27 protein-coding genes are annotated in these 25,496 nt (G+C 68.2%); 17 read left to right on the forward strand and 10 right to left on the reverse strand.

Annotated features, from left to right (window positions below):
- Positions 1-41: 41 nt before the first annotated feature.
- From AB8619_RS02265 to AB8619_RS02285, 5 genes are all read left to right on the forward strand, one after another.
- Positions 42-701 carry an IspD/TarI family cytidylyltransferase gene (locus AB8619_RS02265; protein WP_436794836.1) on the forward strand — a complete coding sequence of 220 codons (660 nt, stop codon included), beginning with the start codon at positions 42-44 and terminating at the stop codon, positions 699-701.
- Positions 698-1,180: a 2-C-methyl-D-erythritol 2,4-cyclodiphosphate synthase gene (ispF, locus tag AB8619_RS02270; RefSeq protein ID WP_436794837.1), complete on the forward strand. Its 483-nt coding sequence runs from the start codon at positions 698-700 to the stop codon at positions 1,178-1,180. Before AB8619_RS02265 ends, ispF begins: the two co-directional genes overlap by 4 nt.
- On the forward strand, positions 1,177-2,076 hold the full coding sequence (gene rlmB, locus AB8619_RS02275) for a 23S rRNA (guanosine(2251)-2'-O)-methyltransferase RlmB (protein WP_436794838.1): 900 nt from the start codon (positions 1,177-1,179) through the stop codon (positions 2,074-2,076). Before ispF ends, rlmB begins: the two co-directional genes overlap by 4 nt.
- A gap of 206 nt (positions 2,077-2,282) precedes the next feature.
- Complete coding sequence (gene sigH / locus AB8619_RS02280; RefSeq protein WP_436794839.1) at positions 2,283-2,948, forward strand: RNA polymerase sporulation sigma factor SigH; 666 nt, start codon at positions 2,283-2,285, stop codon at positions 2,946-2,948.
- 38 nt (positions 2,949-2,986) lie between these two features.
- Positions 2,987-3,325, forward strand: a complete 339-nt coding sequence (locus AB8619_RS02285) for a helix-turn-helix domain-containing protein (protein WP_436794840.1) — start codon at positions 2,987-2,989, stop codon at positions 3,323-3,325.
- Here the strand turns inward: AB8619_RS02285 and AB8619_RS02290 are convergent.
- From AB8619_RS02290 to AB8619_RS02300, 3 genes are all read right to left on the reverse strand, one after another.
- Positions 3,275-3,910: a ClpP family protease gene (locus tag AB8619_RS02290; protein WP_436794841.1), complete on the reverse strand. Its 636-nt coding sequence runs from the start codon at positions 3,908-3,910 to the stop codon at positions 3,275-3,277. The genes AB8619_RS02285 and AB8619_RS02290 overlap by 51 nt on opposite strands.
- The gene (locus AB8619_RS02295; protein ID WP_436794842.1) at positions 3,907-4,521 is read right to left on the reverse strand and encodes a ClpP family protease; all 615 of its coding nucleotides are present in this window, start codon (positions 4,519-4,521) and stop codon (positions 3,907-3,909) included. The genes AB8619_RS02290 and AB8619_RS02295 overlap by 4 nt, the downstream gene beginning before the upstream one ends.
- 106 nt (positions 4,522-4,627) lie before the next feature.
- Positions 4,628-5,281: a TetR/AcrR family transcriptional regulator gene (locus AB8619_RS02300; RefSeq protein WP_436794843.1), complete on the reverse strand. Its 654-nt coding sequence runs from the start codon at positions 5,279-5,281 to the stop codon at positions 4,628-4,630.
- An 85-nt stretch (positions 5,282-5,366) separates the two neighbouring features.
- Here AB8619_RS02300 and AB8619_RS02305 point away from each other — a divergent pair, with 85 nt between their 5' ends.
- Complete coding sequence (locus tag AB8619_RS02305) at positions 5,367-6,632, forward strand: oxygenase MpaB family protein (RefSeq protein WP_436794844.1); 1,266 nt, start codon at positions 5,367-5,369, stop codon at positions 6,630-6,632.
- Between the two features lie 15 nt (positions 6,633-6,647).
- Here the strand turns inward: AB8619_RS02305 and AB8619_RS02310 are convergent, their stop codons facing one another.
- The 6 genes from AB8619_RS02310 to AB8619_RS02335 form a co-directional block, all read right to left on the reverse strand.
- Positions 6,648-8,243, reverse strand: a complete 1,596-nt coding sequence (locus AB8619_RS02310) for an amino acid permease (RefSeq protein WP_436794845.1) — start codon at positions 8,241-8,243, stop codon at positions 6,648-6,650.
- 138 nt (positions 8,244-8,381) lie between these two features.
- Positions 8,382-9,356 carry an ATP-binding cassette domain-containing protein gene (locus AB8619_RS02315; protein WP_436794846.1) on the reverse strand — a complete coding sequence of 325 codons (975 nt, stop codon included), beginning with the start codon at positions 9,354-9,356 and terminating at the stop codon, positions 8,382-8,384.
- A gap of 1 nt (position 9,357) precedes the next feature.
- Complete coding sequence (locus tag AB8619_RS02320) at positions 9,358-12,261, reverse strand: patatin-like phospholipase family protein (protein WP_436794847.1); 2,904 nt, start codon at positions 12,259-12,261, stop codon at positions 9,358-9,360.
- 108 nt (positions 12,262-12,369) lie between these two features.
- Positions 12,370-12,729 (reverse strand): universal stress protein, encoded by a 360-nt coding sequence (locus AB8619_RS02325; protein WP_436794848.1) that lies wholly within the window; start codon positions 12,727-12,729, stop codon positions 12,370-12,372.
- Positions 12,730-12,788: 59 nt separating this feature from the next.
- The gene (locus AB8619_RS02330; RefSeq protein ID WP_436794849.1) at positions 12,789-14,972 is read right to left on the reverse strand and encodes a cation:proton antiporter domain-containing protein; all 2,184 of its coding nucleotides are present in this window, start codon (positions 14,970-14,972) and stop codon (positions 12,789-12,791) included.
- On the reverse strand, positions 14,969-15,616 hold the full coding sequence (locus AB8619_RS02335) for a hypothetical protein (protein ID WP_436794850.1): 648 nt from the start codon (positions 15,614-15,616) through the stop codon (positions 14,969-14,971). Before AB8619_RS02335 ends, AB8619_RS02330 begins: the two co-directional genes overlap by 4 nt.
- A 199-nt stretch (positions 15,617-15,815) precedes the next feature.
- Here AB8619_RS02335 and AB8619_RS02340 point away from each other — a divergent pair, with 199 nt between their 5' ends.
- The 11 genes from AB8619_RS02340 to mnhG all read left to right on the forward strand — a co-directional run bounded on the left by AB8619_RS02340 (position 15,816) and on the right by mnhG (position 25,063).
- Positions 15,816-16,532, forward strand: coding sequence for a response regulator (locus AB8619_RS02340; RefSeq protein WP_436794851.1), 717 nt, complete (start codon positions 15,816-15,818; stop codon positions 16,530-16,532).
- 76 nt (positions 16,533-16,608) lie between these two features.
- Positions 16,609-17,937 carry an ATP-binding protein gene (locus AB8619_RS02345; protein ID WP_436794852.1) on the forward strand — a complete coding sequence of 443 codons (1,329 nt, stop codon included), beginning with the start codon at positions 16,609-16,611 and terminating at the stop codon, positions 17,935-17,937.
- Positions 17,934-18,524 (forward strand): GerMN domain-containing protein, encoded by a 591-nt coding sequence (locus AB8619_RS02350; RefSeq protein ID WP_436794853.1) that lies wholly within the window; start codon positions 17,934-17,936, stop codon positions 18,522-18,524. Before AB8619_RS02345 ends, AB8619_RS02350 begins: the two co-directional genes overlap by 4 nt.
- Positions 18,525-18,639: 115 nt before the next feature.
- Positions 18,640-19,338: a hypothetical protein gene (locus AB8619_RS02355; protein ID WP_436794854.1), complete on the forward strand. Its 699-nt coding sequence runs from the start codon at positions 18,640-18,642 to the stop codon at positions 19,336-19,338.
- Positions 19,338-21,662: a hydrogen gas-evolving membrane-bound hydrogenase subunit E gene (gene mbhE / locus AB8619_RS02360; RefSeq protein WP_436794855.1), complete on the forward strand. Its 2,325-nt coding sequence runs from the start codon at positions 19,338-19,340 to the stop codon at positions 21,660-21,662. The genes AB8619_RS02355 and mbhE overlap by 1 nt, the downstream gene beginning before the upstream one ends.
- Positions 21,659-22,108 carry an MnhB domain-containing protein gene (locus AB8619_RS02365; protein ID WP_436794856.1) on the forward strand — a complete coding sequence of 150 codons (450 nt, stop codon included), beginning with the start codon at positions 21,659-21,661 and terminating at the stop codon, positions 22,106-22,108. The genes mbhE and AB8619_RS02365 overlap by 4 nt, the downstream gene beginning before the upstream one ends.
- The gene (locus tag AB8619_RS02370; protein ID WP_436794857.1) at positions 22,105-22,515 is read left to right on the forward strand and encodes a sodium:proton antiporter; all 411 of its coding nucleotides are present in this window, start codon (positions 22,105-22,107) and stop codon (positions 22,513-22,515) included. The genes AB8619_RS02365 and AB8619_RS02370 overlap by 4 nt, the downstream gene beginning before the upstream one ends.
- Positions 22,512-23,990, forward strand: coding sequence for a Na+/H+ antiporter subunit D (locus AB8619_RS02375; protein ID WP_436794858.1), 1,479 nt, complete (start codon positions 22,512-22,514; stop codon positions 23,988-23,990). Before AB8619_RS02370 ends, AB8619_RS02375 begins: the two co-directional genes overlap by 4 nt.
- Positions 23,987-24,484: a Na+/H+ antiporter subunit E gene (locus AB8619_RS02380; RefSeq protein WP_436794859.1), complete on the forward strand. Its 498-nt coding sequence runs from the start codon at positions 23,987-23,989 to the stop codon at positions 24,482-24,484. The genes AB8619_RS02375 and AB8619_RS02380 overlap by 4 nt, the downstream gene beginning before the upstream one ends.
- The gene (locus AB8619_RS02385) at positions 24,481-24,732 is read left to right on the forward strand and encodes a monovalent cation/H+ antiporter complex subunit F (protein ID WP_436794860.1); all 252 of its coding nucleotides are present in this window, start codon (positions 24,481-24,483) and stop codon (positions 24,730-24,732) included. Before AB8619_RS02380 ends, AB8619_RS02385 begins: the two co-directional genes overlap by 4 nt.
- Before the next feature lies 1 nt (position 24,733).
- Complete coding sequence (gene mnhG, locus AB8619_RS02390) at positions 24,734-25,063, forward strand: monovalent cation/H(+) antiporter subunit G (RefSeq protein ID WP_436794861.1); 330 nt, start codon at positions 24,734-24,736, stop codon at positions 25,061-25,063.
- A gap of 42 nt (positions 25,064-25,105) precedes the next feature.
- Here the strand turns inward: mnhG and AB8619_RS02395 are convergent, their stop codons facing one another.
- The gene (locus AB8619_RS02395; protein ID WP_436794862.1) at positions 25,106-25,321 is read right to left on the reverse strand and encodes a type II toxin-antitoxin system PemK/MazF family toxin; all 216 of its coding nucleotides are present in this window, start codon (positions 25,319-25,321) and stop codon (positions 25,106-25,108) included.
- Positions 25,322-25,496: the final 175 nt, after the last annotated feature.

The following is a 25,496-nucleotide window of genomic DNA, read 5'->3' on the forward strand; positions in this document are numbered from 1 at the left end:
GGAGGGTGGTGGGAGCGCCTCGGGTGCCTACGCTCGTCGCCGTGCCCGACCCCGCTGCCGACGTGACGAAGGACCCGATCTGGGCCGTCATCGTCGCGGGTGGGGGCGGATCGCGTTTCGGCGGCCCCAAGCAGTTCGTCGAGGTCGCCGGTCGCCGTGTCCTCGACTGGTCGATTGCAGCGGCCCGCTCGGTGGTCGATGGCGTCGTGGTGGTCCTGCCGCTCTCGGACGCCGCGTCCCCCGTCGACGCCGATGCTGTGGTCGCCGGCGGACCGACCAGAGCAGACTCGGTCCGGCACGGGCTGGCGGCGGTGCCTGCCGACGCGACGATCGTCCTGGTGCACGATGCCGCCCGTCCTGCGGCGACCCCCGCGCTCTTCCAGTCGGTGGTCGATGCCGTACGCGGGGGAGCGGACGGCGTGGTCCCCGGCGTGGCGGTGACCGACTCGCTCCGGGAACGGACCGGGCGGGCGGTCGACCGTGATTCGCTCGTCGCCGTCCAGACCCCGCAGGGATTCCGTGCCGACCTGCTGCGAGCCGCGCATGCGACCGGGCGTGATGCTTCGGACGACGCCACGCTGGTCGAACGCGACGGTGGCACCATCGTGGTCGTGCAAGGAGAGATCGGGAACGTGAAGCTCACCCACCCGGACGACGTCGTGCTGCTCGAGCGCACGCTGCGTGGACGGGCGGACGCATGACCGGCCGCGTGGGCATGGGGTTCGACATCCACCCGGTCAGCGACGACGTCGATCGTCCGATGGTGCTCGGCGGGCTCCGCTTCGACGGGCCCGGACTGGTCGGCCACTCCGACAGCGACGTCATCGCGCATGCCTGTGCCGACGCGCTCCTCGGGGCGGCCGGGATGGGCGACATCGGGTCGCACTTCCCGGACACCGACCCAGCGCTCGCCGGCGCCGACAGCATCGAACTGCTGCGCACCATCGGCGACGAGGTGCGGGCCGCTGGCTGGCGACTCGCCAACATCGACTGCTCGGTCGTGTGCGACCGACCCAAGATCGCACCGCACCGTGAAGCGATGCAGGAACGCCTGTCGGCTGCCGCCGGTGGTCCGGTCACCGTCAAGGGCAAGCGGCCCGAAGGCATCGGTGCGCTCGGCCGCGGCGACGGTGTCGCCTGCTGGGCCGTTGCGATGCTCGAACGAGAGGATCCGTCATGACGCAGAAGAACGGGAATGCGAAGGGCGGTGGGAAGGGAAGACGCAAGCCGCCGCCCACCCGCCGATCCGGCGGCGGTGGTGGACGACCACCGAGCCGTCAGAACCGTGGGAAGACCGGGGCCATCGACGGCAAGCCGAAGAAGGCCAGCCGCGAGGGTCTCGGCGGTGCGCAGGTCGAGGGCATCCACGCCGTCCGAGAGGTGCTCCTCGCCGGCCGACGTCGTGTGCACGAGATCCTGTTGTCGACCGACCGGAGCGAAGCGCCGGACCTCGAGGACATCCGCATGCTGGCCGAGCAGTACTCGGTGCCGGTGCGCGAACTCGGACGGACGAAGCTGACCGCCGAAGCGCGCACCACCGCGCACCAGGGCGTCATCGCCCACGCATCGACGTTGCGTGAGACCGACATCGAGGAGCTCTACGAGCCGGTCGGCGACACGCCGCCGTTCCTCCTCGCCTGCGACGGGATCACCGACCCCGGCAACCTCGGGGCGCTTCTGCGCACCGCCGAGTGCGCCGGCGTGACCGGCGTGTTGTTGCCACGCCATCGTGCCGTCCACGTGACCCCCGCCGTCACCAAGACCGCCGCCGGCGCGATCGAGCACCTCCGGTTCGCGATCGTCGGCGGACTTCCGACTGCGCTGGCCGATGCGACGGCGCGCGGCGCGCTCGTCATCGGGCTCGACATGGGTGGCGACGTCTCGATCCACGACCTCCCGCCCGTCGACCGTCCGGTCGTCCTGGTGCTCGGGGCCGAGGGTCGCGGGCTGGGCCGTCTCGCCCGGGAGCGATGCGAGGTGGTGGCGTCGATCCCGATGTCCGGTGCGGTCGAGTCGTTGAACGTCAGCGTGGCCGGGGCGCTCGCCATCTACGAGGTCGTCCGTCGTCGCGGATGACCGCCTGGTCGTGGCGCGTGTTGATTCGCCGTACCTCCGACGACTTCCTTCCGCGTGTTGACACTGTGATGTAACGGTCGTCACACTGTGACTAGTCCGATCGGGTCAGTCCCGGGATGGCCACGGTGCGTGACCGAGACCGTGGCTCTCCGGCGGTCCGAGTGGGCGCTCCACCTCCACCACACGACGCACCTGGGAGCCAGTACGTGGCGAAACGCCGGAACACCGACCTCGCCGATGTGACGGACACGGATCTGATCGCCCGCTACCACGCCTCCGGGTGTCCCGAGACGCTCGAGCTGGTCATCAACCGGTACCGCCGGTTCGCCCGAGCCAAGGCGCGTGGCTACTTCCTCATCGGTGGCGACAGCGACGATGTGGAGCAGGAGGCGCTGATCGGCCTCTACAAGGCGGTACGCGACTTCCGTCCCGAACACCAGGCCAGCTTCCGGGCCTTCGCCGAGTTGTGCATCAAGCGCCAGATCATCACCGCCATCAAGACCGCGACGCGCCAGAAGCACCAGCCCCTGAACTCGTACCTGTCGATCTCCGGATCGCGGCCCGGCGACGACTCCGCCGACGCCCCCATCGACGAGATCCTGGTCGGTCACTCCGACGTCGATCCGTGCGAGACCATCGTCGCCGACGAGCGGATGGCGGGGATGGAACGTTCGATGCAGATGCTGTTGTCGGCGTTCGAGGTCGAGGTGCTGCGCCTCTACGTGGCCGGCCGCAGCTATCAGGACATCGGCGACAAGCTCGGGCGCCACACCAAGTCGATCGACAACGCGCTCCAACGGATCAAGCGCAAGCTCGACGGCAAGCTCGAGGGCGCCGACGGCTGGACCGGCGACCTGGTCAGCGTCGCCTGAGCCTCCGAACCTTCACCCGGCGTTGGTAGCGTTCGGTCATGGCGAGCGACGCTGCAGCTGACCGGGACGACTGGGCCGACGTCGTCGCCTTCCCCGGAGAGCGACGCGTCCTCGGCCTCCGGGACGTGATCGGCGACGTCCTCCGCGAGGAACGCCATCGCCAGGACCGGACCCTGGCCGACGTGGCCGACGAAGCAGCGGTGTCGCTGCCCTACCTCTCCGAGGTCGAGCGTGGCCGCAAGGAGGTCTCGTCGGACCTGTTGCGTGCCGTGCACGAAGCGTTGGGCCTCGAACTCGACGAGGTGCTCGACCGAGCGGCCCGTCGTCTACGGCCCGGGTCGGAGCGCAGCGGCGACCTGCGCATGCTGGCGGCCTGAGTCGGCCTCGACCACGACGTCGACGATGCCGTAGTCGATGGCGTCGGCTCCGGTGAGCACCAGCGCACGGTCGATGTCGGCACGGACATGATCCGGGTCCCGGTCGGTGTGCCGGGCCAGGAGTCCTTCGGCCTGACGGCGGATCCGCGCGATCTCCGCCGCCTCCAGCGCCAGGTCGCTGATCGAGCCACGGCTGCCCTCGGTGTGGGGTTGTTGGAGCACGGCACGGGCGTGGGGGAGCATCGAGCGCCGACCCGGGGCGCCGGCGGCCAGCAGGATCGCCGACGTCGACGCGGCCTGACCCACGCAGAGCGTGGCCACGTCCGGCGAGACGAACTGCATGGTGTCGTACACCGCCATCACCGCGCTGAACGACCCGCCCGGCGAGTTGAGGTAGAGCTGGATCTCGGCCGGCGACTCGGCGGCGAGGTGCAACATCTGGGCGATCACGACGTTCGCCACCCCGTCGTCGATGGGCGTGCCCACGAAGATGATGCGCTCGGAGAGGAGCCGGCTGAAGATGTCGGAGACGCGCTCACCCTTGGGCGTGGACTCGATGACGCTGGGGATCGTGTAGGTGCTCATGCCGACGCCCGCAGACCGATACGGCGGGTCGGGCGGGCGGGGACGATCTCGTCGATCGAGGTCACGATGTGGTCGACGAAGCCGTACGCCTTGGCCTGCTCGGCGTCGAACCAACGATCTCGTCCGACGTCGCGGACGACCTCGTCGATGTCGCGTCCGGTGTGTCGGGCGATGATGCCCCGCATGCGGGCCAGCGTGGCCTGCAGGTTGTCGGCCTGGATCTCGACGTCGGCGGCCGCACCTCCCAGGCCGGCGGAGCCCTCGTGCATCACGACCTGTGCGCTGGGGAATGCGTGACGCTTCCCGGGCGCACCCGCACACAACAGGATCTGCCCCATGCTCGCCGCGAATCCCACCGCGACCGTGGCGACGTCGTTGGGGATGAGCTGCATCGTGTCGTAGATCGCCAGACCGGCCATGACGGAGCCGCCCGGCGAGTTGATGTACAGGCAGATGTCGCCGTGGGGATCGTCGGCCGACAGCATCAACAGCTGGGAGACGACGCGGTTGGCGCTGTCGTCGTCGACCGCCTCGCCGAGGACGACGATGCGTTGATCGAGCAGCCGGTCGAGCACTGCGCCTGCCATGGCCGGGGACGTTGCATTGGTCATGGAGCGAGTGTGGCTCGGTCTCGAGCGAGAACAGCGCCGTTCTGCCAAGGGCAGAACGACCGAGATCACCGGGCGGCATCTCGGCGTGTCATGGCCCGGCGACAGGTCAGTCCGCTGACGTCCAGCCGAGAATGGGGAGCAGAAAGGTCCGGACCATGTTCTTGGTGGCGTTCTCGTCGGCGAGGTCGAACACCTCGCTCGGGATCAACACGTAGGAGACGGCGACGCGGACCATGAGGTCGGCGATGACGTCGACGTCGATCGTGGCAGCGATCTCGCCCTCGGACTGCTCGACCTGGAGCAGATACGTGAGGAACATCCGGGCCATGGACAGGACGTGTTCGGCACTCGCCGCCATGGAGGACACGGCCGTGTCGACACCGTGTGACAGCACCGACGTGAGGAGCGGGTTCGAACGGATCGCCTGGATGGTGCTGCTGTAGCCGCCGACGATCCGCTCGACGGCCGTGTCGGCGGTCTGCATCTCGGCGACGTACTGCTCGGCGTGGCGTTGGAACTCGCGCTGGAGGACCTGGCCGACGAGCGCGTCCTTGTTTGCCACGTGGCGGTAGACCGTCTGGCGCGACACGCCAGCTCTGCGAGCGACGTCTTCCATGGACGTTCGTCCGATGCCGACGGACGAGAACTCTGCGAGCGCTGCGTCGAGCACCTTCGTCGTGGTGCCGTCGGTGGTGTCGAACGCGGCGAAGGTCTGGAGGAGGTGGGCGCGGGGTCCGCTGCTCGTCTCGGGCGTCGACATGCCCGACGGAGCCTAGTGGTTGCTGCTGTTACAAGATGTCGAATATTGTAACGCTGTACCGTCTCTACTCCCTGGGGGATCGATCGTGGACACCGTCATCAGCCGACGCAACATGCTCAAGGCCGGAGGCGCGTTGGGTGTGCTCGGGGTGTTGGCCACCGCCGCCCCGGCCTGGGCATGGAACAGCAATCAGTCGGTGGCGGGCGGAAGCCTCGACACCCTCCCACCCGAGAACGTGTGGGATCCCGTGGCCGACGCCGTCGTCCGGCGCTTGTTCACCGAGGAGGGCATCGGGCGTATCGACGAGCTCAACGAACTGCTCCGGCCGTGGCGGCGCAACGACCAAGCCTTGCCCGCCGGGCTCCCGGAGGATCTCGCCGCATTCATCGAACAGGCCCGTCAGCCGCCTCCGTGGCTCGACCGCGTGAAGCTGGCCGACGGGTTCTCGTTCTACGAGACCCGCGGCACCTACACGGGCATCCTCTATGGACTGGGGAGCGGGATCGTGAGCTGCGCGATCCCCGACGAGGCCCGCGCCGTCTACCACTCCAAGGGTGGTGAGGACATGCGGGACCGGGTCGCGAAGACGGCGAAGCTCGGCTACGACGTCGGCACCGAGAACGCGTTCGATCCCGATGGCGAGATGATCGTCACGTGCATCAAGACTCGACTCACCCACAGCGCGGTGCGCCACCTGATCACCACGTCGCCGCGCTGGAACGAGGGGGCCGAGATGCCGGCGCCGATCAGCCAGCGCGACCTGATGATCACCTGGCACAGCCTGGCGACGTTCATCCATCGCACACTCGCCAACTGGGAGGTGGAGTCGAACCGGGCCGAGGAGGACGGGTTCCTCCACGTATGGCAGGTGACGGCGCACTACCTCGGCGTCGCAGACGTCTACATTCCCGCCACCTGGACCGACGCTCGAGTCCAGTCCGACCAGACACTCGACGCCGTGCTCGCGCCGACACCGGAGGGCATCGCGCTCGCCGCCACGCTGCTCGACCTCGCCGCCGAATACGACGGTGGTGCGAGCCGACCGGTCCTCAACGCCATGACCCACTACATGACCGGCACCAACAACGCGGGGCAGGGCATCGGCGACATGTTGCAGATTCCCCACAACGCCTTCTGGGACCGCTCGATACGCAACGGGTGGCCGCAGTTCGTCGCCACACGTGAACTGGGCACCCGGCTCCCGCTCGCCAACCGCCTCTTCTGGGTGTTCGACGAGATCCTGCGGACCGGTGTCCTGTGGGGCCTCCAGGAGGGCCCGCCGTCGACCATCAACATCGAGATGCCCACTGCCAACCGATCCGAGGAGTCCTACCCGGGCGGCTCCTATTGAAACGGCTTCGCTGGGCTACGAGTCGGCTTGGTGCCGCCTCGCTGCCCGGGTCATGACGGCGAGCCGTGTGTAGTAGTCGGGGATCTCGTTGAGATGAGCGAGCGCGATCTTGCCGGTGGTGAGCAGGTCGTCGTCGGTGATGTTCGTGTCGGGATCGCCACGACCGTGCTGCAGTTCGATCTGCATGCCGGCTCGGAACTCCTCGAGCTCGAACTCCACCACGTCGAAGTCGATCTGGAGCACCGTCGCGGTCGCGGCGGCATCATCTGCCGTGATCGTGGTGCGCGGTGCCATGTTCGGGTCGTCGCTCCCTCGTGGTGCCCGGGGTGCTGGCGGCCGGAGCCGCTCGAGGGCAACGTAGACCGCGATGCCGATCAGGGTGGCCACCGTGCCCAGCCCGATGGCCACCGGGTCCAAGAACGGCACCATGACGGCAGTGACGCCCAGTGCGAGCACGGGAGGGATCGGCACACGACCGACCGTCGCTGGCACGCGGAACGGCCGGCGGCGATTCGGCTGCCAGAACCGGAGGGTGATCACCGTGGCGTTCACTGCGATGAAGACCACGTAGACCGAGAAGTCGGTCACTCCGGCCACGACCGAGATGTCCCCGACCAGGACGAAGCACGCGGCGGCCGCCACCACGAGGCCGATGGCTCGGCCGGGGGCGCGGCGTCGGTTGACCCGGCCGAGCGCAGCGGGAAGGGCGCCGGTGGATGCCATGCCGAACTGCAGCCGCGACGCAGCGGTGATGGCGAGCAGCGTGGTGTTGGTGGTGGCGATCATCGCGACGACGGCGACGACCTCGCCGCTCACTCCACCAACAGCCGTGGACATCACATCGGCCAACGGTTGCTCCGCCGCCGCCAGCAGGTCCGGACCCAGGACCGAGATCCCGGCGATCGCAACGCCGACGTACAGCAAGGTCGACACACCCAGCGCGAGCAGGAGGGCGCGCGGGATCGTCCGCGTGGGTTGCGTGGTCTCCTCCGACAGCGTGATCACCTCGTCGAAACCGACGAACGCGAAGAAGACGAGCGCCGAGGCGCCGAGGACGCCGCCGACCGTGCCGCCGTCGACGAGTGATTCGTCACCGACATGGGGCACGCCGATCGCGATGATCACGACGAGCCCGAGGATCTGCACTGCGCTGAGGACCGTCGTCAGCCGTGCGGAGCTCTCGATTCCTCCCATGGCGACCGCCGTCACGCCCACCAACAGCACGCCGGCGCCCGCCTGCGCCGGAACGTCGACGAAGTAGCGGAGGTAGCTGCCGAACCCGAGCGACACCGCAGCGGCCGCCACGGCGAGTGCGAGGATCATCAGCCAGCCGATCGCGAACGCGACCCATGGGGGAGCGACTCGTCTCGTGTACTCGTACTCGGCTCCTGCCGATGGGTACATCGATGCGAGCTCGGCGTAGCTGAGGGCAGTGAGCGCGCTGAGCCCGCCTGCCACCAGGAAGGCAATCCACACGGCAGCGCCGGCCTCGGCGGTGGCTGCCGCGAGGAGCACGTAGATGCCGGCGCCGATGATGAGTCCGACGCCGCTTGCCGTGACCTCGACGAGGCCGAGACTTCGGCGGAGTCCAAGTGGTGGGGTCTCGCTCATTCGCAGTCGACGGTCTCTCCGGACGTGGCGGTGGCGACCCACCTTCTGGAGAGCATCGTGCCGTGTCCGTCAGGGTCCTGCACAGGGTCGAACGTCCCGTCGCCTACGCACACCTCTGGGAACGCAACGGCGACGGAATCACGATCGCCCCGTCGTGGGGGCATCGGAAGACCCCGTCATCGCGGCGTGCCGGCTCTGGGTCCTGAACTCCTGCACGGTAAGGGCGGTCACCACGGTGTGCCCGACGGCACGAGCGGTTGCGCTTCGTGGCTGGCCCATCATCGGCCCCAACTCACCGAAGTAGGCGCCGGGGCCGACCCTGTGGAGCACCTCGTCACCGCGAGCGATCTCGATGGCGCCCTCGTCGACCACGTACACGGCGGTCCCGCGATCTCCCTGATGGAACAGCACCTCGGAGTCGGCGAGGTGGCGGACACCGACGTCGACCGTCTCGTCGACCGTCGGCCGCAGATTGATCGCCTCGTCGGCAATGGGAAGGAGACGGTCGTCGTGGGTCGACACGATCACGGACCGGCCCGGTACTGCGAGCGACCGCAGCAGGGTGATCACGGCTTCGGCCTGTACGAAGTCGAGATTCGCAGTGGGTTCGTCCGCGAGCAGCAGCGCCGGATCGTGGACGAGTCCTCGCGCAACGGCCACACGCTGTTGCTGCCCGCCGGAGAGTTGTCCGGGCCGTCTGGACATGTGGTCTGCCATGCCGACGCGATCGAGGGTCCGTCGTGCCCGATCTCGAGCAACGCGTCGTCGGACTCCCTGGGACACCAGGGGGGCCGCGACGTTGTCGAGCGCGTCGAGGGATGCGATCAGGTTGAACGACTGGAAGACGTAGCCGACGACCCGACGGCGATAGTCGAGCAGTCGACCGTCGGACAGATCGGTGAGCTCGATCCCATCGACCTGGAGGGAGCCGCCGGTGGGCCGACGGAGCCCGCCCAGGCACGAGAGCAGGGTCGTCTTCCCGCATCCGGACGGACCCAACAGCAGGGACAGGGTCCCGTCCCCGATCCGGGCGTCGAGGTGGTCGATCGGACGGTTGACGTAGCCGTCAGCCGGGTACTCGACGGTGAGATCGCGGGCGGTGATGACCGGCATCTCAGCCTCCGGCTCCTGCGAACGCCTCGGATGGATCGATCCGGAGCGTTCGACGGACGGCGAGGTAGCTCGAGCCCACGGCGACCAGGCCGGCGGTCACGACCAGGAACGCGAAGTCGCCGACGGTGAGGTACACGGTGAGCGGGAACGCCGGAGCCAACACGATCTCGAGTCCGACGGCGAGGGCCGCCGCAACTGCGGCGACCACGAGTGCCTGTGCCGCGACGCCGAGGGCGAGCATCGAACCCGGCGTACCCACGGCCCGGAGCACCGCCACGTCCCTCGTGCGTTCCAGTGAGGCGAGATAGACGACGGCGCCGATGATCATGGCCGCAACGATCGCGAGCAGCACCTGCACGAGGTGCAGCGTGAGGATCGGACGTTCGACGGGGCCCTTGGCCTCAGCCACGATGTCGGACCGCGCAAGGACATGGAGACCGTCCGGCACCTGGTCGACTGCACCGTCGACGAGGAGCGTCGACACCACGGGTCGTCCTCCCGCGACGAGATGACGCGCCGCGTCGATGGGGGTGAAGACCAATGGCATGCCGGCGAAGAGCGTGGTCCCGTCGAGCGTTCCCGTGACCTCGACCTCGGAGCTCCCGAGATCGATGGTGTCGCCGACGCGAGCGCCGGCGAAGCTGGCGATGGCGACCTCACCTGCTGCGACCGCTGCGCGTCCGTCGGCGACGCTGGGGACCCCGGGTCCGTCATCGGCGTGGCCGACCAGGATGGCGTCGATCGTCTCGCCGTCGATCGTGACCGGGAGTCGAGCGATCACCGCGGGACGGATCGTGCCGTCGGATCGGGTGGCGGCGATCGCGCTCTCGTCGAACGTGGCGTTGGAGGTGAAGGGGCTGTTGATCCCGTCGGGCAGCAGCCATGCCGTCGCTCCGATGGTCTCGGTGGTCACCGACGGTTCGCGATCGAGCTCGTTCACGACACCGGTCATCAGCAGCAACAGGGCGAGCACCACGCCAGCGGCTGCCATCGCGACCACGAACCGACGGAGACGGAAGCGGAGGTCGGCGACCGCCAGCCACAAGGCGCCCGTGACGCCGCGCCACGTCGTCGCCGCGAGGTCGGGGTCGGGGCGGTCGTCGACGGCGATGGTGGGTGTCCACGCCTCATCGGCCCCGACGAGGTCGGTGTGGCGACTGGCCCATTCGTCGACGATCGGGCCGGATTCCCGGGAGCCGATGTCGACGATCGAGTCCAGCTTGGCGAAGTCGAGGAGCGCGAAGCGCTCGAGGTCCAGGTCGATGTGGCACGAGACTCCCTCGAGCACCTCGCGACGGGATCGGGATGCGCCCAGGAGCACCGACTCGGTCATCGTCGTCGCGATCGACGGAACGCCGGGCCCGGCGATGCCCATCAGACGGCGGAACAGGATCTGGGCGCCCGACACGTCGGGCGGCAGTTCCTCGGCCGACGGACCACGCGGCGGGGAGACATCGACGGCGATGACCTCGGCCCCGGGTGCGAGGTCGCGTGCGGCGCGGACCGGGAGGTTGTCGAGGATGCCGCCGTCGACATGAAGGTGTCCGTCGAGGTCCACGGGCGGAAAGACGCCGGGTAGGGAGACACTCGCTCGCACGGCTCGACGGAGCGATCCGCGCGTGTGCTCGACGAGTGCGTGGTCGGTCAGATCTGTCGTCGTGCACGCGAACGGGATCCACGTGTCCTCGATGTCGCCGTCGCCGAGGTGATGGCCGAGCTTCTCCCAGAGACGGCGTCCCCGCAGGATGGAGGCCACGGGGATGGTGGGATCGCGCACCTTGTCGAAGCCGGCGCGTGCCCGAACGAGCATCTCGTCCGGATCGACGTCGTGGGCGATCAGCGCGGTGAGGACGGCACCGGCACTCGACCCGGTCACCGCGTCGATCGGGATGCCGCGTCGTCGGAGTTCGCGGTAGGTGCCGATTGCCGCCAACGAGCGCGCGCCGCCGCCACCGACCACGAGCGCCACCGTCCTACCGGTGAGGTGACGGCTCACGCGGCCGTGGTCTCGTGCGTTGGTCTCGCGTAGATGGAGGTGGCGGACGTCAGGCCGTGCGTCGAGGAGATCTCGGGTGCGCCTGGGCGTGTCGAGGTCATCCGGGTGGACCAACACCGCGGTTCGGGCATTGGCCAGGAAGCCGGGGAGTTCGGCGACGGCGATCTCGTTCGCGTGCAGGGTCGGCTGCGTTGCGTCGACGAGCGTCACGATTCGGTCGGCGATCCTGGCCGCACGGTCGTTCCACTCGCTCCATGACCCGTCGCCCAGGAGCACGACGGTCTCCGTCGAGGTCTCGAGGTCGCGGAGCCACCCGGAGCCGCGCGCACTCACGGCAGCATCGACGACGATGGTTTCCGGCATCGCGCGCAGGTGATCGACCAGCGTGTCCACCGCGAGGGTGCTCGCTCCCGCTGGGATGACGGCGATCACCCGCTCGGTCGTCTCGAGGCGGTCTCTTCCACCGTCGAGTGAGCGGATGAGGTGGCCGATCGAGGTCGGGTCGTCTCCGACGACGTCTGCCAACCATTGGCGGGAGAGTTCGGCCACGAGGCAGTCGCGGCGGGCGACGACCGTCGCACCACGGGTACCTCCGTCGACGAGCCCTCCCTCACCGATCACCGATCCGGGCCCGATGTCGGCGATCGCTCGCATCGCTGATCCGTCGGAGTCGGCGTGCAGCACGCGGAGGCGCCCGCGTATCAGGACCCAGGCGACGTCGGCCGGATCGCCCTGCCGACACAGTGTGTCCCCGGCCTCGATGTCCGACACCACGACGGACCCGATGTGTGCGTCGACTGCGATGCCCGGGAAGACCGACCGGAGGACCGCGCCGACAGGGTCCGAGTCGACGGGAGCCGCGACGAGCGGTTCGCGCCGCCGACCGAGCGTCCCCGATCCAGATCCCATCGCGTGCGCCCGCCTTCCGCCAACACTGTCCGAATAGCGGCAATGTACGCGATGCGCCTGATTCGTGCCCGCGGCACGCGTGGGCCCGTCGCGCCGGAGCGAGGATGGTCAGGTCGCCTCGGTGGCGACCATCACGACGGGGCATGGGGCACCCCGCAGCACTCGGAACGCCGGTGAGGGAGCGGTCCTGTCGCCGGAGCCGACGTCGACACCGACGACGACCGCTGCGGCGGCGTATCGACGGGCTGTCTCACAGACGGCCCGTGCGGCGTCCCCGGAGACGACGAGTGACTCGGTGAGGTCGGGTGCGGACCGAGCGATGGAGCGCACGAGTCTCTCGGCGGCGGAGCGTTCGTCTCGGTGTCGGTGGACGCCGATGACGACGTAGCGGTGATCCGGCCCGAACAGGTTGACGGCATGGTCGAGTGCGTGAGTGCCGCAGCGTTCGTTGTCTGCGGTGATCAACACGACCGGACGGGATTGCTCGATCGGAGGATCTGGCGTGGAGTGGTGCGGTGTCGGACGTCTCATGATCGACGCGGGGTGTCGGGGGTGACGACCACGATGGTGGTGGCGTCACAGTTGCCGAGGACTCGTTCGACGGTCCGACCGAGGTAGAGGTGGCCTTCGACGGCTCGGCGTGTGGCGCCGACGACGACGAGGTCGGTCTCGTGGTGTTCAGCGAGTGCGAGGATCCCGTCGCCGGTGCTGGCGGCGCGGATGACGGCCATGGTCGATCGAGCACCGAGTTCTCGAGCCCGCTCAGCGGCACTGTCGAGGATCTGTTGTTCGGCTTCGAGCGCGCCGGTCTCCCGCCGCGCAACGCCGACGGCGGAGCGTCGGATCCGGTTGCCGAGGGGCTCGGCGTCTGCGTCGTCGCCTGACTCGTCGGCATCGAGGACGTGGGCGAGCACCGCTCGGGTTCCGATGCTCGCGCTGATGTTGAGTCCGAGTTCCTGTGCCGCCCTCGATGATTGCGTCCCGGCGACCGGGAGGAGCACCCGACCGTAGGCCGGGGGCTGTCGTCCGTTGACGGACAGCCCGCGCCGAACGATCACGACGGGGACCGGGCTGCGCTTGGCCAGGTCTGCGACGAAGTCGGGCAGGATCTGGGCGGGATCCGCCGGCGCGCTGCATCCCACGACGACAGCACCGAACCCGAGCCGGAGCTCGGTGATGATGGCGTCGACGTCGTAGCGGGCAGGGAGTGTCCGATCCTCGACCGGATGCTCATGGAGCACCGAGTGCAGGACGCCGAGGTCCACGCGGCGGCCGTTCTCCGTGACGGTCGCGAGCGTGACCGGTACCTCTTCCGGCCATGCCATGGCGACGATCTGGGCGGCCATCACCGAGTTGCTGGCCCCGCGTGTCGGTACGAGAACCGGGTCGGCGCGGACGAGGAGATTCGATCGCAGTGCCTCCTCGCGATCGAGACGCTTCCGCTCCTCGGGTGTGCCGTCCCAGCCGGCGAGCACTCTGCGCAGCAACGGCGGGGCGGCCATGGACGTGGCGATCGCCATGAGCACGATCACGGTGTACGAGGCCTGGTTCAGCACCCCGAGGGAGATCCCGACGGTCGCGATGACGATCTCGAGTGCGCCGCGGGCGTTGAGCCCGACGCCGAGGGCGGCGCCTTCCCGTACCGAGAGACCGGTGAGTCGTGCACCGATCATCGACCCGCCGAACTTGGCGATGCTCGCGACGGCGAGGACGACGACCGCCCACACCAGGACCTCGGGATCGCCGAGGAGCCCGAGGTCGACTCGGAGTCCGGCGGTCGCGAAGAACACCGGCGCGAACAGGTTGGTGGTGGCGACTTCGATCGGCTCGATCATGCGGTGGTCGCGGAGGCGGCTGCGGCCGACGAGTACGCCGGCGACGAACGCGCCGAGCACAGCTTCGACACCGAGCCACTGCGTGACTGCTCCGGCAGTCAGCGCGGTGAGGATGAGGACGCCGGTCGCTGCACCGGGCGAGGAGTCGCGGAGACGGAGCCGGGTGAGCGCCCAGTCGAGCACTCGTTGGCCAACGGTGAAGGCGAGCAGGAAGAACACTCCGAGACCGAACACCGTCGACGCGATGGCTCCCACGTCGATGGCCCCGGCCTGGGCGAGACCGGCGACCACACCGAGGATCACCCATCCGATGACGTCGTTGGCCATGCCGGCGGCAAGGGTGAGCTGTCCGAAGTCTCGGCGCATGAAGCCCATGTCGCCGAGGATCTTGGCGATGACCGGCAGCGAGGAGATCGACAACGCGGCGGCCAGGAACAAGGCGAACACGGTGCGGTCGCCGCCTTCGCCGATGAAGACCGTGGGCATCGCCAGGCCGACGCCGAACCCGAGGACGAGTGGAACGACGAGACTGCCCGTCGAGACGATTCCCGCGGCTCGTCCGAGGCGTCGGATGAGGCCGAGATCGGTCTCGTCGCCGGTGACGACGAGCAGGAACACGACGCCGATCCAGCCGACGGTGAAGATCATCGCGGTCTGCACGTCATCCGGGGGGAACAGCCACTCGAACACGTCGGGGGCGACTCGTCCGAGGATCGACGGTCCGAGGACCACACCTGCGGCCAACTCGCCCACGACGGCTGGTTGACCGAGACGCTTGGCAACGGACCCGAGACCGCGGGCGACGACGACGATCGTCAACAGGGCGACCCAGAAGACCAACAACTGGTGTTCTTCGGGTGGATGGAGATCGGTCATGGACTCAGACTCAGCTCTCGTGTCGCGGCGGGGGTCGGGGAGCGGTTCCAGGGTGTGATGAGCACGGGGACGTCGTGCGCTGCGCTCAACTCGAGGCTCCGTTCGAACGCGCGACGCGTCGGGATGCGACCGGGCCGAGTTCCGAGGACGACGATGTCGGGTACTCCGACCTCGTCGAAGACCGCGGCCAACTGTCGCGGACCCTCGGTCGTGACGATGCGGTTGTCCGTGATCGAACACGGGCGGATGAGTGACCTCATGGAAGCAGCGGCGTGCGCTCGTTCGCCCGTCTCGACGGCGTGGCTGAACGCCTCGTACCCCACGGTCCCGACGACGGTCACCAGATCCGTGCGCCGACCGACCGGCGTCGGGATGGCATCGACCGCGCCCTCCAGCCGATCGATCGGAGCGACGGCGACGACGTGCATGACGCTGGATGGCGATGGGGAACGCTCGACGAGGTCCAACGCGACGGGCACCCGATGTGCCCAGATCGTGGCGATCACCGCAGGCAAGGTGACCATGGCCCCGAGGAGCGCGGCGGCGACCCACCACATCATCGGACTGTGACCGTGGTCGATCAGCGCACGTGCCACGAGGAACCCGGTCACGTACCAACCGATGACGACGAAGATCGAACTCATTGCCCCTCCTCGGAAGTGCAGTCCGATGGAACAACTCCCACAGTCCCGTGTGTCTGTGACGATCGGACGCGTGATCTGCGCGAATTCGCTGCGCGTCCTGTGTCCTCGGGACGATGCGGGTCGAGTCCCACGTCGTCGACAGATCTGCGACACTTCGTCATCAGTGCGCCACGCTCCGAGATGACAGGACCGAACCCGGATGAGCAGTGCTCCAACGCCCGTCAACGCGAAACTCCTGATCGTCGAGGACGACGATCGGATCCGTGCGTCGCTGCGGCTCGCGTTGCGAGAAGAGGGCTATGCAGTCGAGGTCGCCGCCGACGCGGCGGAGGCGCTGTCTCGTTTCAGCGCAGAGGAGCCGGACCTGGTCCTTCTCGACGTGTTGCTCCCGGGCATGGACGGCCTGGAGTTCTGCCGGACCATCCGTCGGACCAGTGCGGTGCCGGTCGTGATGCTGACGGCCCGCGACGACTCGCATGATGTCGTCGCTGGTCTCGAAGCGGGCGCTGACGACTACGTGACCAAGCCCTACAACGTCAAGGAGGTCGCGGCTCGGATCCGCGCACTGCTCCGGAGGACGCAGGGTCTGTTGCCAGCCGCGGGCGCGGCTCGGCGGTTCGGCCGGCTCGAGGTCCGTGTCGATGAAGGAGCCGTGGCTGTCGACGGCGAGCCCGTCGAGTTGACGCGAACGGAGTTCCGTCTGCTCAGCGAGCTGATCCAGCACGAACGGAAGGTGCTCTCACGCGATCAGCTTCTCGAGCTCGTCTGGGGCTATGACTACTACGGCGACGTTCGGGTGGTCGACGCCCATGTCCGGAGGCTGCGGGCGAAGATCGAGCGAGATCCTTCCGAACCCGAGTTCGTGACCACGGTGCGCGGCCTGGGCTACAAGTTCGACCCGCAACCCGCCGGCTGATCCGATCGAACAGGAGGCCGGACCGATGGCCATGAGGTCACGCCGAACCCGTCTACGCAATCGCATCGTGGTGCGTGTGGGGGGCCTGGTCGCCATGGTGTCGCTGCTGGTTGGCGTTTCCACCTACTACGTGGTCCGAGACGTGCTCATCGAGGAGCGAGACCAGAGCACTGTCGACCAGTTCACCATCAACGCCGCGCTCGTGGCTGCGGCCCTCCGAACCGAGGACATCGACGAAGTCGCGCTGCTCTCCTCGCTTCGCCCTGAGGTACGCGCCCGCGAGTTGCTGTTCGCAGACGGCCAGTGGTTCACGTCGTCGCTCCAGGTCCAGCCCGATGATCTACCCCGGACGCTCGTCCGGACGATCGACACCGGAAGCGCCGCACGCCAACGGTTCCGGCTCGACGATCGGTTGTTCATCGCCATCGGAGCCCCGCTGGACGGCGGCGACCAGTACTTCGAGGTGTTCTCGCTCAGTGATGTGCAATCGACGTTGGCCACGCTGCGGAACACCCTGATCGGGGTCGGGGGGCTCGCCACCGTTGCGGGCATGGCGATCGCCGGCCTGATCGGTCGGCGGATCGCCGAGCCGCTCGAGTCGGTGAGCCGCGCCGCGGAGGGCATCGCAGACGGCGACCTGAGCACGCGACTCGACGACCATGCCGACGAGGAGGTCGCTCGAATCGCTGCGTCGTTCAACCGCATGGCTGACGCACTGGAGGAACGCATCGATCGAGAGTCCCGCTTCGCCGCCGACGTGAGTCACGAGCTCCGGTCGCCGCTCACCACGCTGGTGAACACGGTCTCGGTGCTCGAGAATCGTCGAGGCGAACTCTCCGACGAAGCGAACGAGGCGCTCACGTTGCTCGCCGGAGACGTGAAACGGTTCGAGCGGATGGTCGCCGACCTCATCGAGATCTCCAAGCACGACGCAGGCTCGGCGCGCGTCGATCTCGAGGAGGTGGTCCCCGCCCAGATCGTGACGAACACCTTGCGTCGCCTCCGACACGAATCGGTCCCGATCGAGGTCGCCGACCCTGCCGTCGACGCACTCGTCCGTGTCGACGTCCAGCGCTTCACCGTCGTGCTCCGGAACGTGCTCGAGAATGCTGTCGCCTACGGCCTGGGGCCGACCATGGTGACGATCGACGCGACCGAATCCGAAGTGCGCGTCATGATCGACGACAACGGCCCAGGCGTCGACCGCCACGAACGTGATCGCGTGTTCGAACGATTCGCTCGTGGTGCCCACGGCGAACGGCGAAGCACGGCGGACGGATCCGGGCTCGGCCTGTCACTCGCCCGAGAGAACATGACAGGGATGCACGGGTCGATCCACGTCGAAAACGTTCCCGACGGACGGGGTGCCCGGTTCGTGCTGACGCTCCCGAGGACTGCGCGATGACCTGGCTCCGACGAGCCCCCCTCGCGGTGGTCGCTGTGATGATCGTGACCGCGTGCAGCCTCGGGCCGCAGGAAGAGCCCCGCTTGGTGGACCTGCCCGCACGTGAGCGTGAACTCCCGGTCGGCACCGAGGCCGGGCCGGAAGCCGTCGACACCGTCGAGTTCACGGCCACCCTCTATCTGATCGCAGACAACGACCGCCTCGTACCCGTCGCCCGCGAGGTCACCAGCGACGGCAGCCGCGATGGGCAGATCACCGCGATCTTCCGTGCGCTGGTCGACGGTCCCAGCGACGAGGAGGCCGACATCGGTCTGCGTTCCGCGGTCCCGCCGGCAACCGTGGTGCTCGAATCGTCCGCCACCGGCACCTCGGTGACCCTCGATCTGTCTGCAGCGTTCGCGTCGATCGGCGGGAAGGCAGAGCTGCTCGCCGTCGGACAGTTGGTGGTGACCGCCACCACGTTTCCCGGGGTGCAGTCGTTGAACCTGCGTCTCGACGGGACGCCGATCGACGTGCCGCTGCCCACCGGCGCGCTGACCGACCAAGCGGTCACGCTGCGACAGTTCAGCGCGCTGCTCGACCCGTAGGAATCGCAGCGCCGTCACGGAGTGCGCGCCGTCTGCGCATCCGTTCGTCAAGAAGTGCCGCCAGGGTGCCCTGGGTGGCCACCGAAACCTCGCTGATCGCGCCTGCCAGGTCGCAGTGACTGCGTTGGTTCTGCGCGACCCGGTGCCGGGCGACCGTCCGATCCTGGCCGAGGTGGGCTTGGCGGGTCAGCCGGCCTGGATCGCGGTCATCACGTGTGCATGGGTAGGGATCGGCGTGCTCATCGCAGTCGGTCAGTCACGTCGGGGCCATGCGCTGCGTCCGCTCGTGGTGCTGGGAGTCGCCATGGGCCCCTTCCTCTACGGGTATGCCCGAACCGCAATGCGGGACTACGAGGACGAGACCTCGCCTGTCGTCGTCCGCAAGGCGACGGACCATGGAGGCAGCCTCCGCCTCCTGGTCACCGTCACCGGCGAGCCCAGCGGGATCGTCGACGCGCTCCCGGTCATTCGACTGTTCGCGCCGGACACCGCGAAGGTCGAGATCGCTCGCCTGGTCACCTTCGATGTCGCCCGAACGTCCGCCGACCCCGATCTCGACGTCGACGTCGCCGTGCGTGACCTCGAGTCGTCAGGGGTGTTTCTCCACGATCTCGAACCGGGCCTCGTGCTCGTCCCCGGTCGCGGTCTCGATGTGCTGCACCGCTACGCGGTCTCGCGGTCCGTCGATGTGGTCATCGTGGTCGGTGACGAGGCCGCTCCGCGCGATCTCGACGACCGAGCGGGCGGGCGCACAGCACCCGTGGCCCTCGTGATGATGGGCGGCAAGCCCCACGAGTTCGGCTTCCCGATCTGATGCTGCTGCTTCTCTTGGCCGCGCACTGGGCGGTCGGTGTCGCCGTTCTGGCGGCAGCGAGTCGGCTCCGGACGTGGGCGTTCGCGGTCGCCGCACTGCCGATGGTCGCCACCGTCGCCGTCGTCGGTTCCCGATGGTCCACGATCCGGGACGGCCGAGCGGTCCAGGAGTCGGTGACCTGGATCGGTGGTCTCGATCTCGTTGCCGATGTCCGACTCGACGGCTTCGCCCTCTTGATGGTGTTGTTGGTCTCGGGCATGGGCATCGTGGTGCTCGGGTTCGCCGCGTCGTACTTCGATCGCAGCGCGACCTCCGCTCGAATCGCTGGATTGCTGGTGCTGTTCGCCGGGTCGATGCTCGGCCTCGTTCTCGCCGATCACCTCATCTGGTTGTACGTGTCGTGGGAACTGACGTCGGTGACCTCCTACCTGTTGATCGGACGCGAGCAGAAGACGGCGGGGCAACGGTCCGCCGCGCTCCAGGCACTGCTGGTCACGGGCGCCGGTGGACTCGCCATGCTCGCCGGGTTCGTGGTCCTCGCACAGGCCGCAGGCACCTGGTCCATGGCCGAACTGTTGGCGGACCCTCCCGCCGGAGGGGCGGTCGGTGTCGGCCTCGGTCTCGTGCTGCTCGGCGTGTTCACGAAGTCGGCTCAGTACCCGTTCCACTTCTGGCTGCCCGGCGCGATGGTCGCTCCCACACCGATCAGTGCGTATCTGCACTCGGCCACCATGGTGAAGGCCGGGATCTACCTGGTCGCCCGTTTCTCGCCCGCATTCGCGGAGGTCGGGATCTGGCGGCCGGTCGTGATCGGCGTCGGGATCACCACGATGATCGCCGGGGCGTTGCGGGCGTTGCGGCAAGACGACCTCAAACTGCTCCTTGCGTTCGGCACGGTGAGCCAACTCGGGTTCATGTTGGTCCTCGCGGGAAGCGGGCAACCGGAAGCGACCAAGGCCGTGTGCGTCCTGCTCGTTGCGCATGCCCTGTTCAAAGGAGCGCTGTTCCTCGTCGTCGGCATCGTCGACCACCAGACCGGGACCCGCGACCGACGCGAACTCGCCATCCTCGACCGAGGATGGACTGCAGTTCGTGTCGTGGCGATCCTGTCGGCGGCGTCGATGGCGGGACTCCCGCCGCTCGCAGGATTCATCGCCAAGGAGTCGGCGTATGAGGCGTTCCTGCACGATGGCCGCTTCGGGGCGATGGCCACGCTCGCCGGTCTCTTCGTCGGTTCGATCTTGACGTTCGCGTACAGCGCCCGGTTCGTCGCCCCGTTCCTGGTCGGCCAGAAGCCGTCGTCGGACCGCATCTCGCCGGCGCCGACCCGCCGCTTCGTGGGTCCGGCGGTGGTCCTCGCGGTCGGATCGGTCGTCGCTGGAGCTGCGGTCTCACCGGTGCTGGGGCCCTTGGTCGACTCGGCCGCGAACTCGCTCGACGGCAGCGTCGGGGACCCGAAGCTGGCGTTGTGGCATGGCGTCAACGCGGCACTGGGGTTGTCGGTGTTGACGTATGTGTTGGGTGGGGTCGTGGTCGGTGGCGGCATGTGGGTCGCGCGGGCCCAGGCCCGGTTGGCGCCGCCGATCCGGGGCGACGAAGTGTTCGGTGAGTTGGTGCGGCTGATGAACGTGTTCGCTCGCCGTGTCACGGCCATCGTGCAGCCGGGATCGTTGCCGCTGTCGATCGGCGTGATCATGGTCGTGGTCATCGGTACACCGGTCGTTGCGTTGGCTGCCGCCGGGAACCGGCCGGAATGGGGCCCGTTCTCCGAACTCGCGGCTCACCCGGTACTCGCTGCGGCGCTGGTGTTGCCTGCTGGCGCGGTCGCGATCGTCCGCCGTCGATTCGCTGCGGTGTTGTTGCTGGGTGCGGTCGGCTACACGATGGCGTTGATCTTCGCCCTGCAGGGCGCACCGGACCTGGCGTTGACCCAGTTCGCGGTCGAGACCCTGTCGATCGTGGTGTTCATGCTCGTGATCCGGCACCTGCCGGAACGGTTCCGGCCGGACCAGTTCCGGGCAGCGACGGCGCTGCGGATCGGCGTCGCCACCTTCGTCGCCGTCGGCGTGTTCTCGCTCGCGATGATGACCGCGTCGGGCACCGGCGATCGGGCGGTGTCCGACGAGATCGTCGCTCGAGCCGAACCCGACGGCGGCGGCAAGAACGTCGTCAACGTGATCCTCGTCGACGTCCGTGGCCTCGACACGCTCGGCGAGATCACGGTCCTCGCGGTCGCAGCGGTCGGGGTCGTCGCCCTCGCCCGCGTCGGTCGCCGGCCCGGCCGAGCGTCGGACCCTGCGCCGACCCACGAGGTGCCGACATGAGGCGTTCGTTGGTCCTCGACGTCGGGACACGTGTGATCACCGGCTCGGCGATCGTGCTGTCGGTGTATCTCCTCGCGGCAGGGCACAACCAGCCCGGCGGCGGGTTCATCGGTGGCCTTGTCGGTGGTGCCGCGATCGCGATCGCCTACGTCGGCGGCGGGCTCGACCAGGTCCGCCAGTTCACGCGCGTCCGGCCGTGGACCATCCTCGGAGGCGGACTCATGATCGCCGCGATGGCGGCGATCGTTCCCCTGATCCTCGGCGGCGACGTTCTCGAACAAGGCTTTGCGACCCTGCATCCGCCCGTGCTCGGGGACGTGAAGGTCACCAGCGCGTTGATCTTCGACAGCGGCGTCTACGCCGTCGTCGTCGGAACCGTCTTCATGGCGTTCGAGGCGCTCGGCGAAGAGGGCACACCCGACGACGACTCGGGGACGGTCTCATGACCGTCGTTCTCGCCGCCGCAGCGTCCGTGCTGTTCGGATGCGGCACCTATCTCCTGCTCCAACGTGAGCTCACGCGGATCATTCTCGGTCTCGCGCTCCTCGCTCATGGAGCGAACCTGTTCATCCTCCTCGGTGCTGGACCGCCCGGGCGCCCGGCATTCATCTCCGCCGATGGCGGCCCGTACCTCGATCCGTTGCCGCAGGCGTTCGTGCTCACCGCGATCGTGATCACGTTCGGCGTGACCACGTTCCTTCTCGGGCTGGCGTACCGCAGTTGGGCGCTCACCAACGACGACGAAGTCCAAGACGACGTCGAGGACCGGCGGGTTGCAGCCCGGACCCGCCCGACCGAGGAGGAAGTCGACTTCGCCGCGGTCGAGGCCGAGCGAATTGGCGAGAACCCATGACCGACCTCCTGGTCCCTGCGCCGATTCTGCTCCCGATCGCCGGAGCTGCGCTCTCGATCGTCCTCGGCCGCTCGCGCGTCCTGCAACGCGTCCTCGGTGTCGTCGTGCTCTCCACGACGCTGGCGTGTTCTGCGACACTCGCCGTCATCGTCGATCGGGACGGCCCCGCGGTCGCTCAGGCCGGGGGATGGCCGGCTCCTGTCGGCATCACCTTGGTGGTGGATCGATTCGCCGCGATCATGCTCGTCCTTGCCTCGCTGATGTTGCTCGGCGTGCTGGTGTACGCCATCGGTCAAGGAGGTGCCGAGGACCGTCACGTCGGCTTCCATCCGATCTATCTCGTGTTGTCCGCCGGGGTCGCCGGCGCATTCGTCACCGGCGACCTGTTCAACCTGTTCGTCTCGTTCGAGGTCATGCTCACCGCCAGCTACGTGCTGTTGACCCTCGGCGGGACACGAGCGCAGGTACGGGCGGGCATGACCTACGTCGTCATCAGCCTCGTTGCCTCCGCCCTGTTCCTGACCAGCATCGGGTTCATCTACGCCAGCACCGGCACCGTGAACCTCGCGCAGTTGTCCACGTCGATGACCGAACTCCCCGACGGCCTGCGCCAGGCACTGCCGCTGCTGCTCCTCGGCGTGTTCGGCATCAAGGCCGCGGTGTTCCCGTTGTTCTTCTGGCTACCGGACAGCTACCCCACGGCACCGACAGCCGTGACCGCGGTGTTCGCCGGTCTGCTCACCAAGGTCGGGGTCTACGCCATCATCCGCACGCAGACGCTCCTCGTCGATCCGGGTGACCGGCCCATCGGGCTCCTGCTGTTGATCGCGGCGTTGACGATGACGGTCGGCGTGCTCGGGGCCATCGCGCAGAGCGACATCAAGCGGATCCTGTCGTTCCACATCGTGAGTCAGATCGGCTACATGATCTTCGGTCTGGCGCTGTTCACCGTCGCAGGCCTGGCCGGCGCGATCCTCTACATCATCCACCACATCGTCGTGAAGACGACCCTGTTCCTCGTCGGTGGCCTCGTCGAACACCGGGCCGGCTCGTCGAACCTCGACCGGGTCGGTGGTCTGCTCCGCACGACGCCGGTTCTCGCCGTGACCTTCCTCGTCACCGCGCTCAGCCTCGCGGGCATCCCTCCGCTGTCCGGCTTCGGTGCGAAGTTCGCGCTCATCGATGCCGGCCTCGCAGCCGACGCCTGGATCGTCGTCGCCGTCAGCCTCGTTGTCAGCGTCTTGACCCTCTTCTCGATGACCAAGATCTGGGCCGGGGCGTTCGGTGGCGAGATCGAACCCGATGTGAAGCGACAGCGCGACATGCCGTTGCTCATGGTCGTCCCGACCGTGACGCTCGCCGCAGTTGCTGTGGTCATCGCCGTCGCCGCGGGGCCGCTGTACGACCTCACCGAACGAGCAGCCACAGACCTGCTCGACCCATCGAGCTACCGAACCGGGGTGTTGGAGCCGTGAACCGGGTCATCACCGTCTCCGCACTCACGCTGCTCTGGATCGTGCTGTGGCGCGACGCTTCGATCGCCAACGTCCTGTCTGGCCTCGTGGTGGCCGTCGTCGTCTCGCTCATCCCGGCACGACCGGCGTCCCACCACAAGATCCGGCCGCTCGCGCTCGCACGCTTCGTCGTGTACTTCGCCGGGAAGCTGCTCGAAGCGAACGTCGTGCTCGCGCGAGAGGTCGTCACGCCCCAGAACTCGATCCACACCGGAATCATCGCCGTCCCGCTCCCCGGCTACGACGACTTCGTCCTCAGCGTGGTTGCCAACGCCGTCAGCCTCACGCCGGGCACGCTCACGCTCGAGGTCACCAAGACCCCTGACCCCGTCGTGTTCGTGCACGTCCTCCACCTCCGCGACCTCGACGATGCCCGCCGTGAGGTACTCGCCATGGCCGAACGGGCCGCGGCAGCTTTCCCGACCTCGCCCGACACCGCCGTGGTGACGCCATGATCCTCGCTGCGTTCGTCCTGCTCGCTGTCGCCGCCGTCGGCTTCCTGTACCGGCTGATCGTCGGTCCGTCGCTCGCCGATCGCATCATCGCCGTCGACGGCGCACTCCTCATCGTGATCAGTGTCCTCGCCGTGGAGTCCGCCCGAACGGGCGATGCCGTGTTCGTCGACGGAATCGTGATCGTCGGCCTCCTCGGATTCGTCGGTACCTCCGTCGCAGCACGTTTCGTCGAACGCAGAGGGGGCTGACATGGCAACCGTCGGAGAGATCTTCCTGGTCGTCGGCGCAGCATGGTCCGTGCTCGCTGCCATCGGGATCAACCGGTTCGGCGACGTGTACGCCCGAATGCACGCTGCGACCAAGACCACGACGCTCGGCGTACTCCTCGTCCTGATCGGTGCCGCGCTCCACCTGGACGTCGCCGAAGCCGTCAAGTTGCTGCTGGCCGGGTTCTTGCTGTTCCTGACCGCGCCGATCGGTGCGCACCTCGTCGGCCGGTCCGTACACCGCAACACTGGTGCGGCCGCGATGACCATCGACTCCGTCGACGAACTCCGGGGTTCGCCACCCGACGAGTGAGCGACGAGGCGGCCCAGCGTCAGTCGAGGCCGAGCACTGTGGTCAAAGCCTCGTCCACGCCCCACTGGTCCTGGGGGTCCATCCAGGTCGACCTCTGGTCGGAACGATGCCGCCCGGGCGTGTCGATGTGGGTGCGACGACGACGACCGAGCGTGGAAGTAGTTCGTTCGCTTGGACGACGATGCCGTAGCGATCGCCGTGCTGTTCGTGCCCGACGCCCTGGGAGAGCCTGAATCGGTACACGTCCCCCCGGAGCACGAAGCGACTCCATGAGCCGTGCGACGGCGAGCCTCTCTTGGCGATCGTCGTCGTCGGCGTCGAGGGCGGCGACCTCGGCTGCGAGAGCGGAGCGTTCGCGGAGCCGGCGTGCGGATGCGATCAAGGAGGTTCGAATGGCATCGGATCGAGACATACCAGACTTTCAGATCGCTAG

Origin of the sequence: Actinospongiicola halichondriae, from assembly GCF_049103745.1 — a bacterium.
Lineage (GTDB): Bacteria > Actinomycetota > Acidimicrobiia > Acidimicrobiales > Salinilacustritrichaceae > Salinilacustrithrix > Salinilacustrithrix halichondriae.

What these genes read in the sequence shown, in the direction of transcription:
- AB8619_RS02300 (WP_436794843.1), bottom strand. Translation starts at nt 5,281, where the DNA reads ATGTCGACGCCCGAGACGAGCAGCGGACCCCGCGCCCACCTCCTCCAG.
- AB8619_RS02310 (WP_436794845.1), bottom strand. Translation starts at nt 8,243, where the DNA reads ATGAGCGAGACCCCACCACTTGGACTCCGCCGAAGTCTCGGCCTCGTC.
- ispF (WP_436794837.1), top strand. Translation starts at nt 698, where the DNA reads ATGACCGGCCGCGTGGGCATGGGGTTCGACATCCACCCGGTCAGCGAC.
- AB8619_RS02340 (WP_436794851.1), top strand. Translation starts at nt 15,816, where the DNA reads ATGAGCAGTGCTCCAACGCCCGTCAACGCGAAACTCCTGATCGTCGAG.
- mnhG (WP_436794861.1), top strand. Translation starts at nt 24,734, where the DNA reads ATGGCAACCGTCGGAGAGATCTTCCTGGTCGTCGGCGCAGCATGGTCC.
- AB8619_RS02375 (WP_436794858.1), top strand. Translation starts at nt 22,512, where the DNA reads ATGACCGACCTCCTGGTCCCTGCGCCGATTCTGCTCCCGATCGCCGGA.
- AB8619_RS02295 (WP_436794842.1), bottom strand. Translation starts at nt 4,521, where the DNA reads ATGACCAATGCAACGTCCCCGGCCATGGCAGGCGCAGTGCTCGACCGG.
- AB8619_RS02320 (WP_436794847.1), bottom strand. Translation starts at nt 12,261, where the DNA reads ATGGGATCTGGATCGGGGACGCTCGGTCGGCGGCGCGAACCGCTCGTC.
- AB8619_RS02330 (WP_436794849.1), bottom strand. Translation starts at nt 14,972, where the DNA reads ATGACCGATCTCCATCCACCCGAAGAACACCAGTTGTTGGTCTTCTGG.
- AB8619_RS02290 (WP_436794841.1), bottom strand. Translation starts at nt 3,910, where the DNA reads ATGAGCACCTACACGATCCCCAGCGTCATCGAGTCCACGCCCAAGGGT.
- AB8619_RS02335 (WP_436794850.1), bottom strand. Translation starts at nt 15,616, where the DNA reads ATGAGTTCGATCTTCGTCGTCATCGGTTGGTACGTGACCGGGTTCCTC.
- AB8619_RS02285 (WP_436794840.1), top strand. Translation starts at nt 2,987, where the DNA reads ATGGCGAGCGACGCTGCAGCTGACCGGGACGACTGGGCCGACGTCGTC.
- AB8619_RS02370 (WP_436794857.1), top strand. Translation starts at nt 22,105, where the DNA reads ATGACCGTCGTTCTCGCCGCCGCAGCGTCCGTGCTGTTCGGATGCGGC.
- rlmB (WP_436794838.1), top strand. Translation starts at nt 1,177, where the DNA reads ATGACGCAGAAGAACGGGAATGCGAAGGGCGGTGGGAAGGGAAGACGC.
- mbhE (WP_436794855.1), top strand. Translation starts at nt 19,338, where the DNA reads ATGCTGCTGCTTCTCTTGGCCGCGCACTGGGCGGTCGGTGTCGCCGTT.
- AB8619_RS02350 (WP_436794853.1), top strand. Translation starts at nt 17,934, where the DNA reads ATGACCTGGCTCCGACGAGCCCCCCTCGCGGTGGTCGCTGTGATGATC.
- AB8619_RS02365 (WP_436794856.1), top strand. Translation starts at nt 21,659, where the DNA reads ATGAGGCGTTCGTTGGTCCTCGACGTCGGGACACGTGTGATCACCGGC.
- AB8619_RS02315 (WP_436794846.1), bottom strand. Translation starts at nt 9,356, where the DNA reads ATGCCGGTCATCACCGCCCGCGATCTCACCGTCGAGTACCCGGCTGAC.
- AB8619_RS02385 (WP_436794860.1), top strand. Translation starts at nt 24,481, where the DNA reads ATGATCCTCGCTGCGTTCGTCCTGCTCGCTGTCGCCGCCGTCGGCTTC.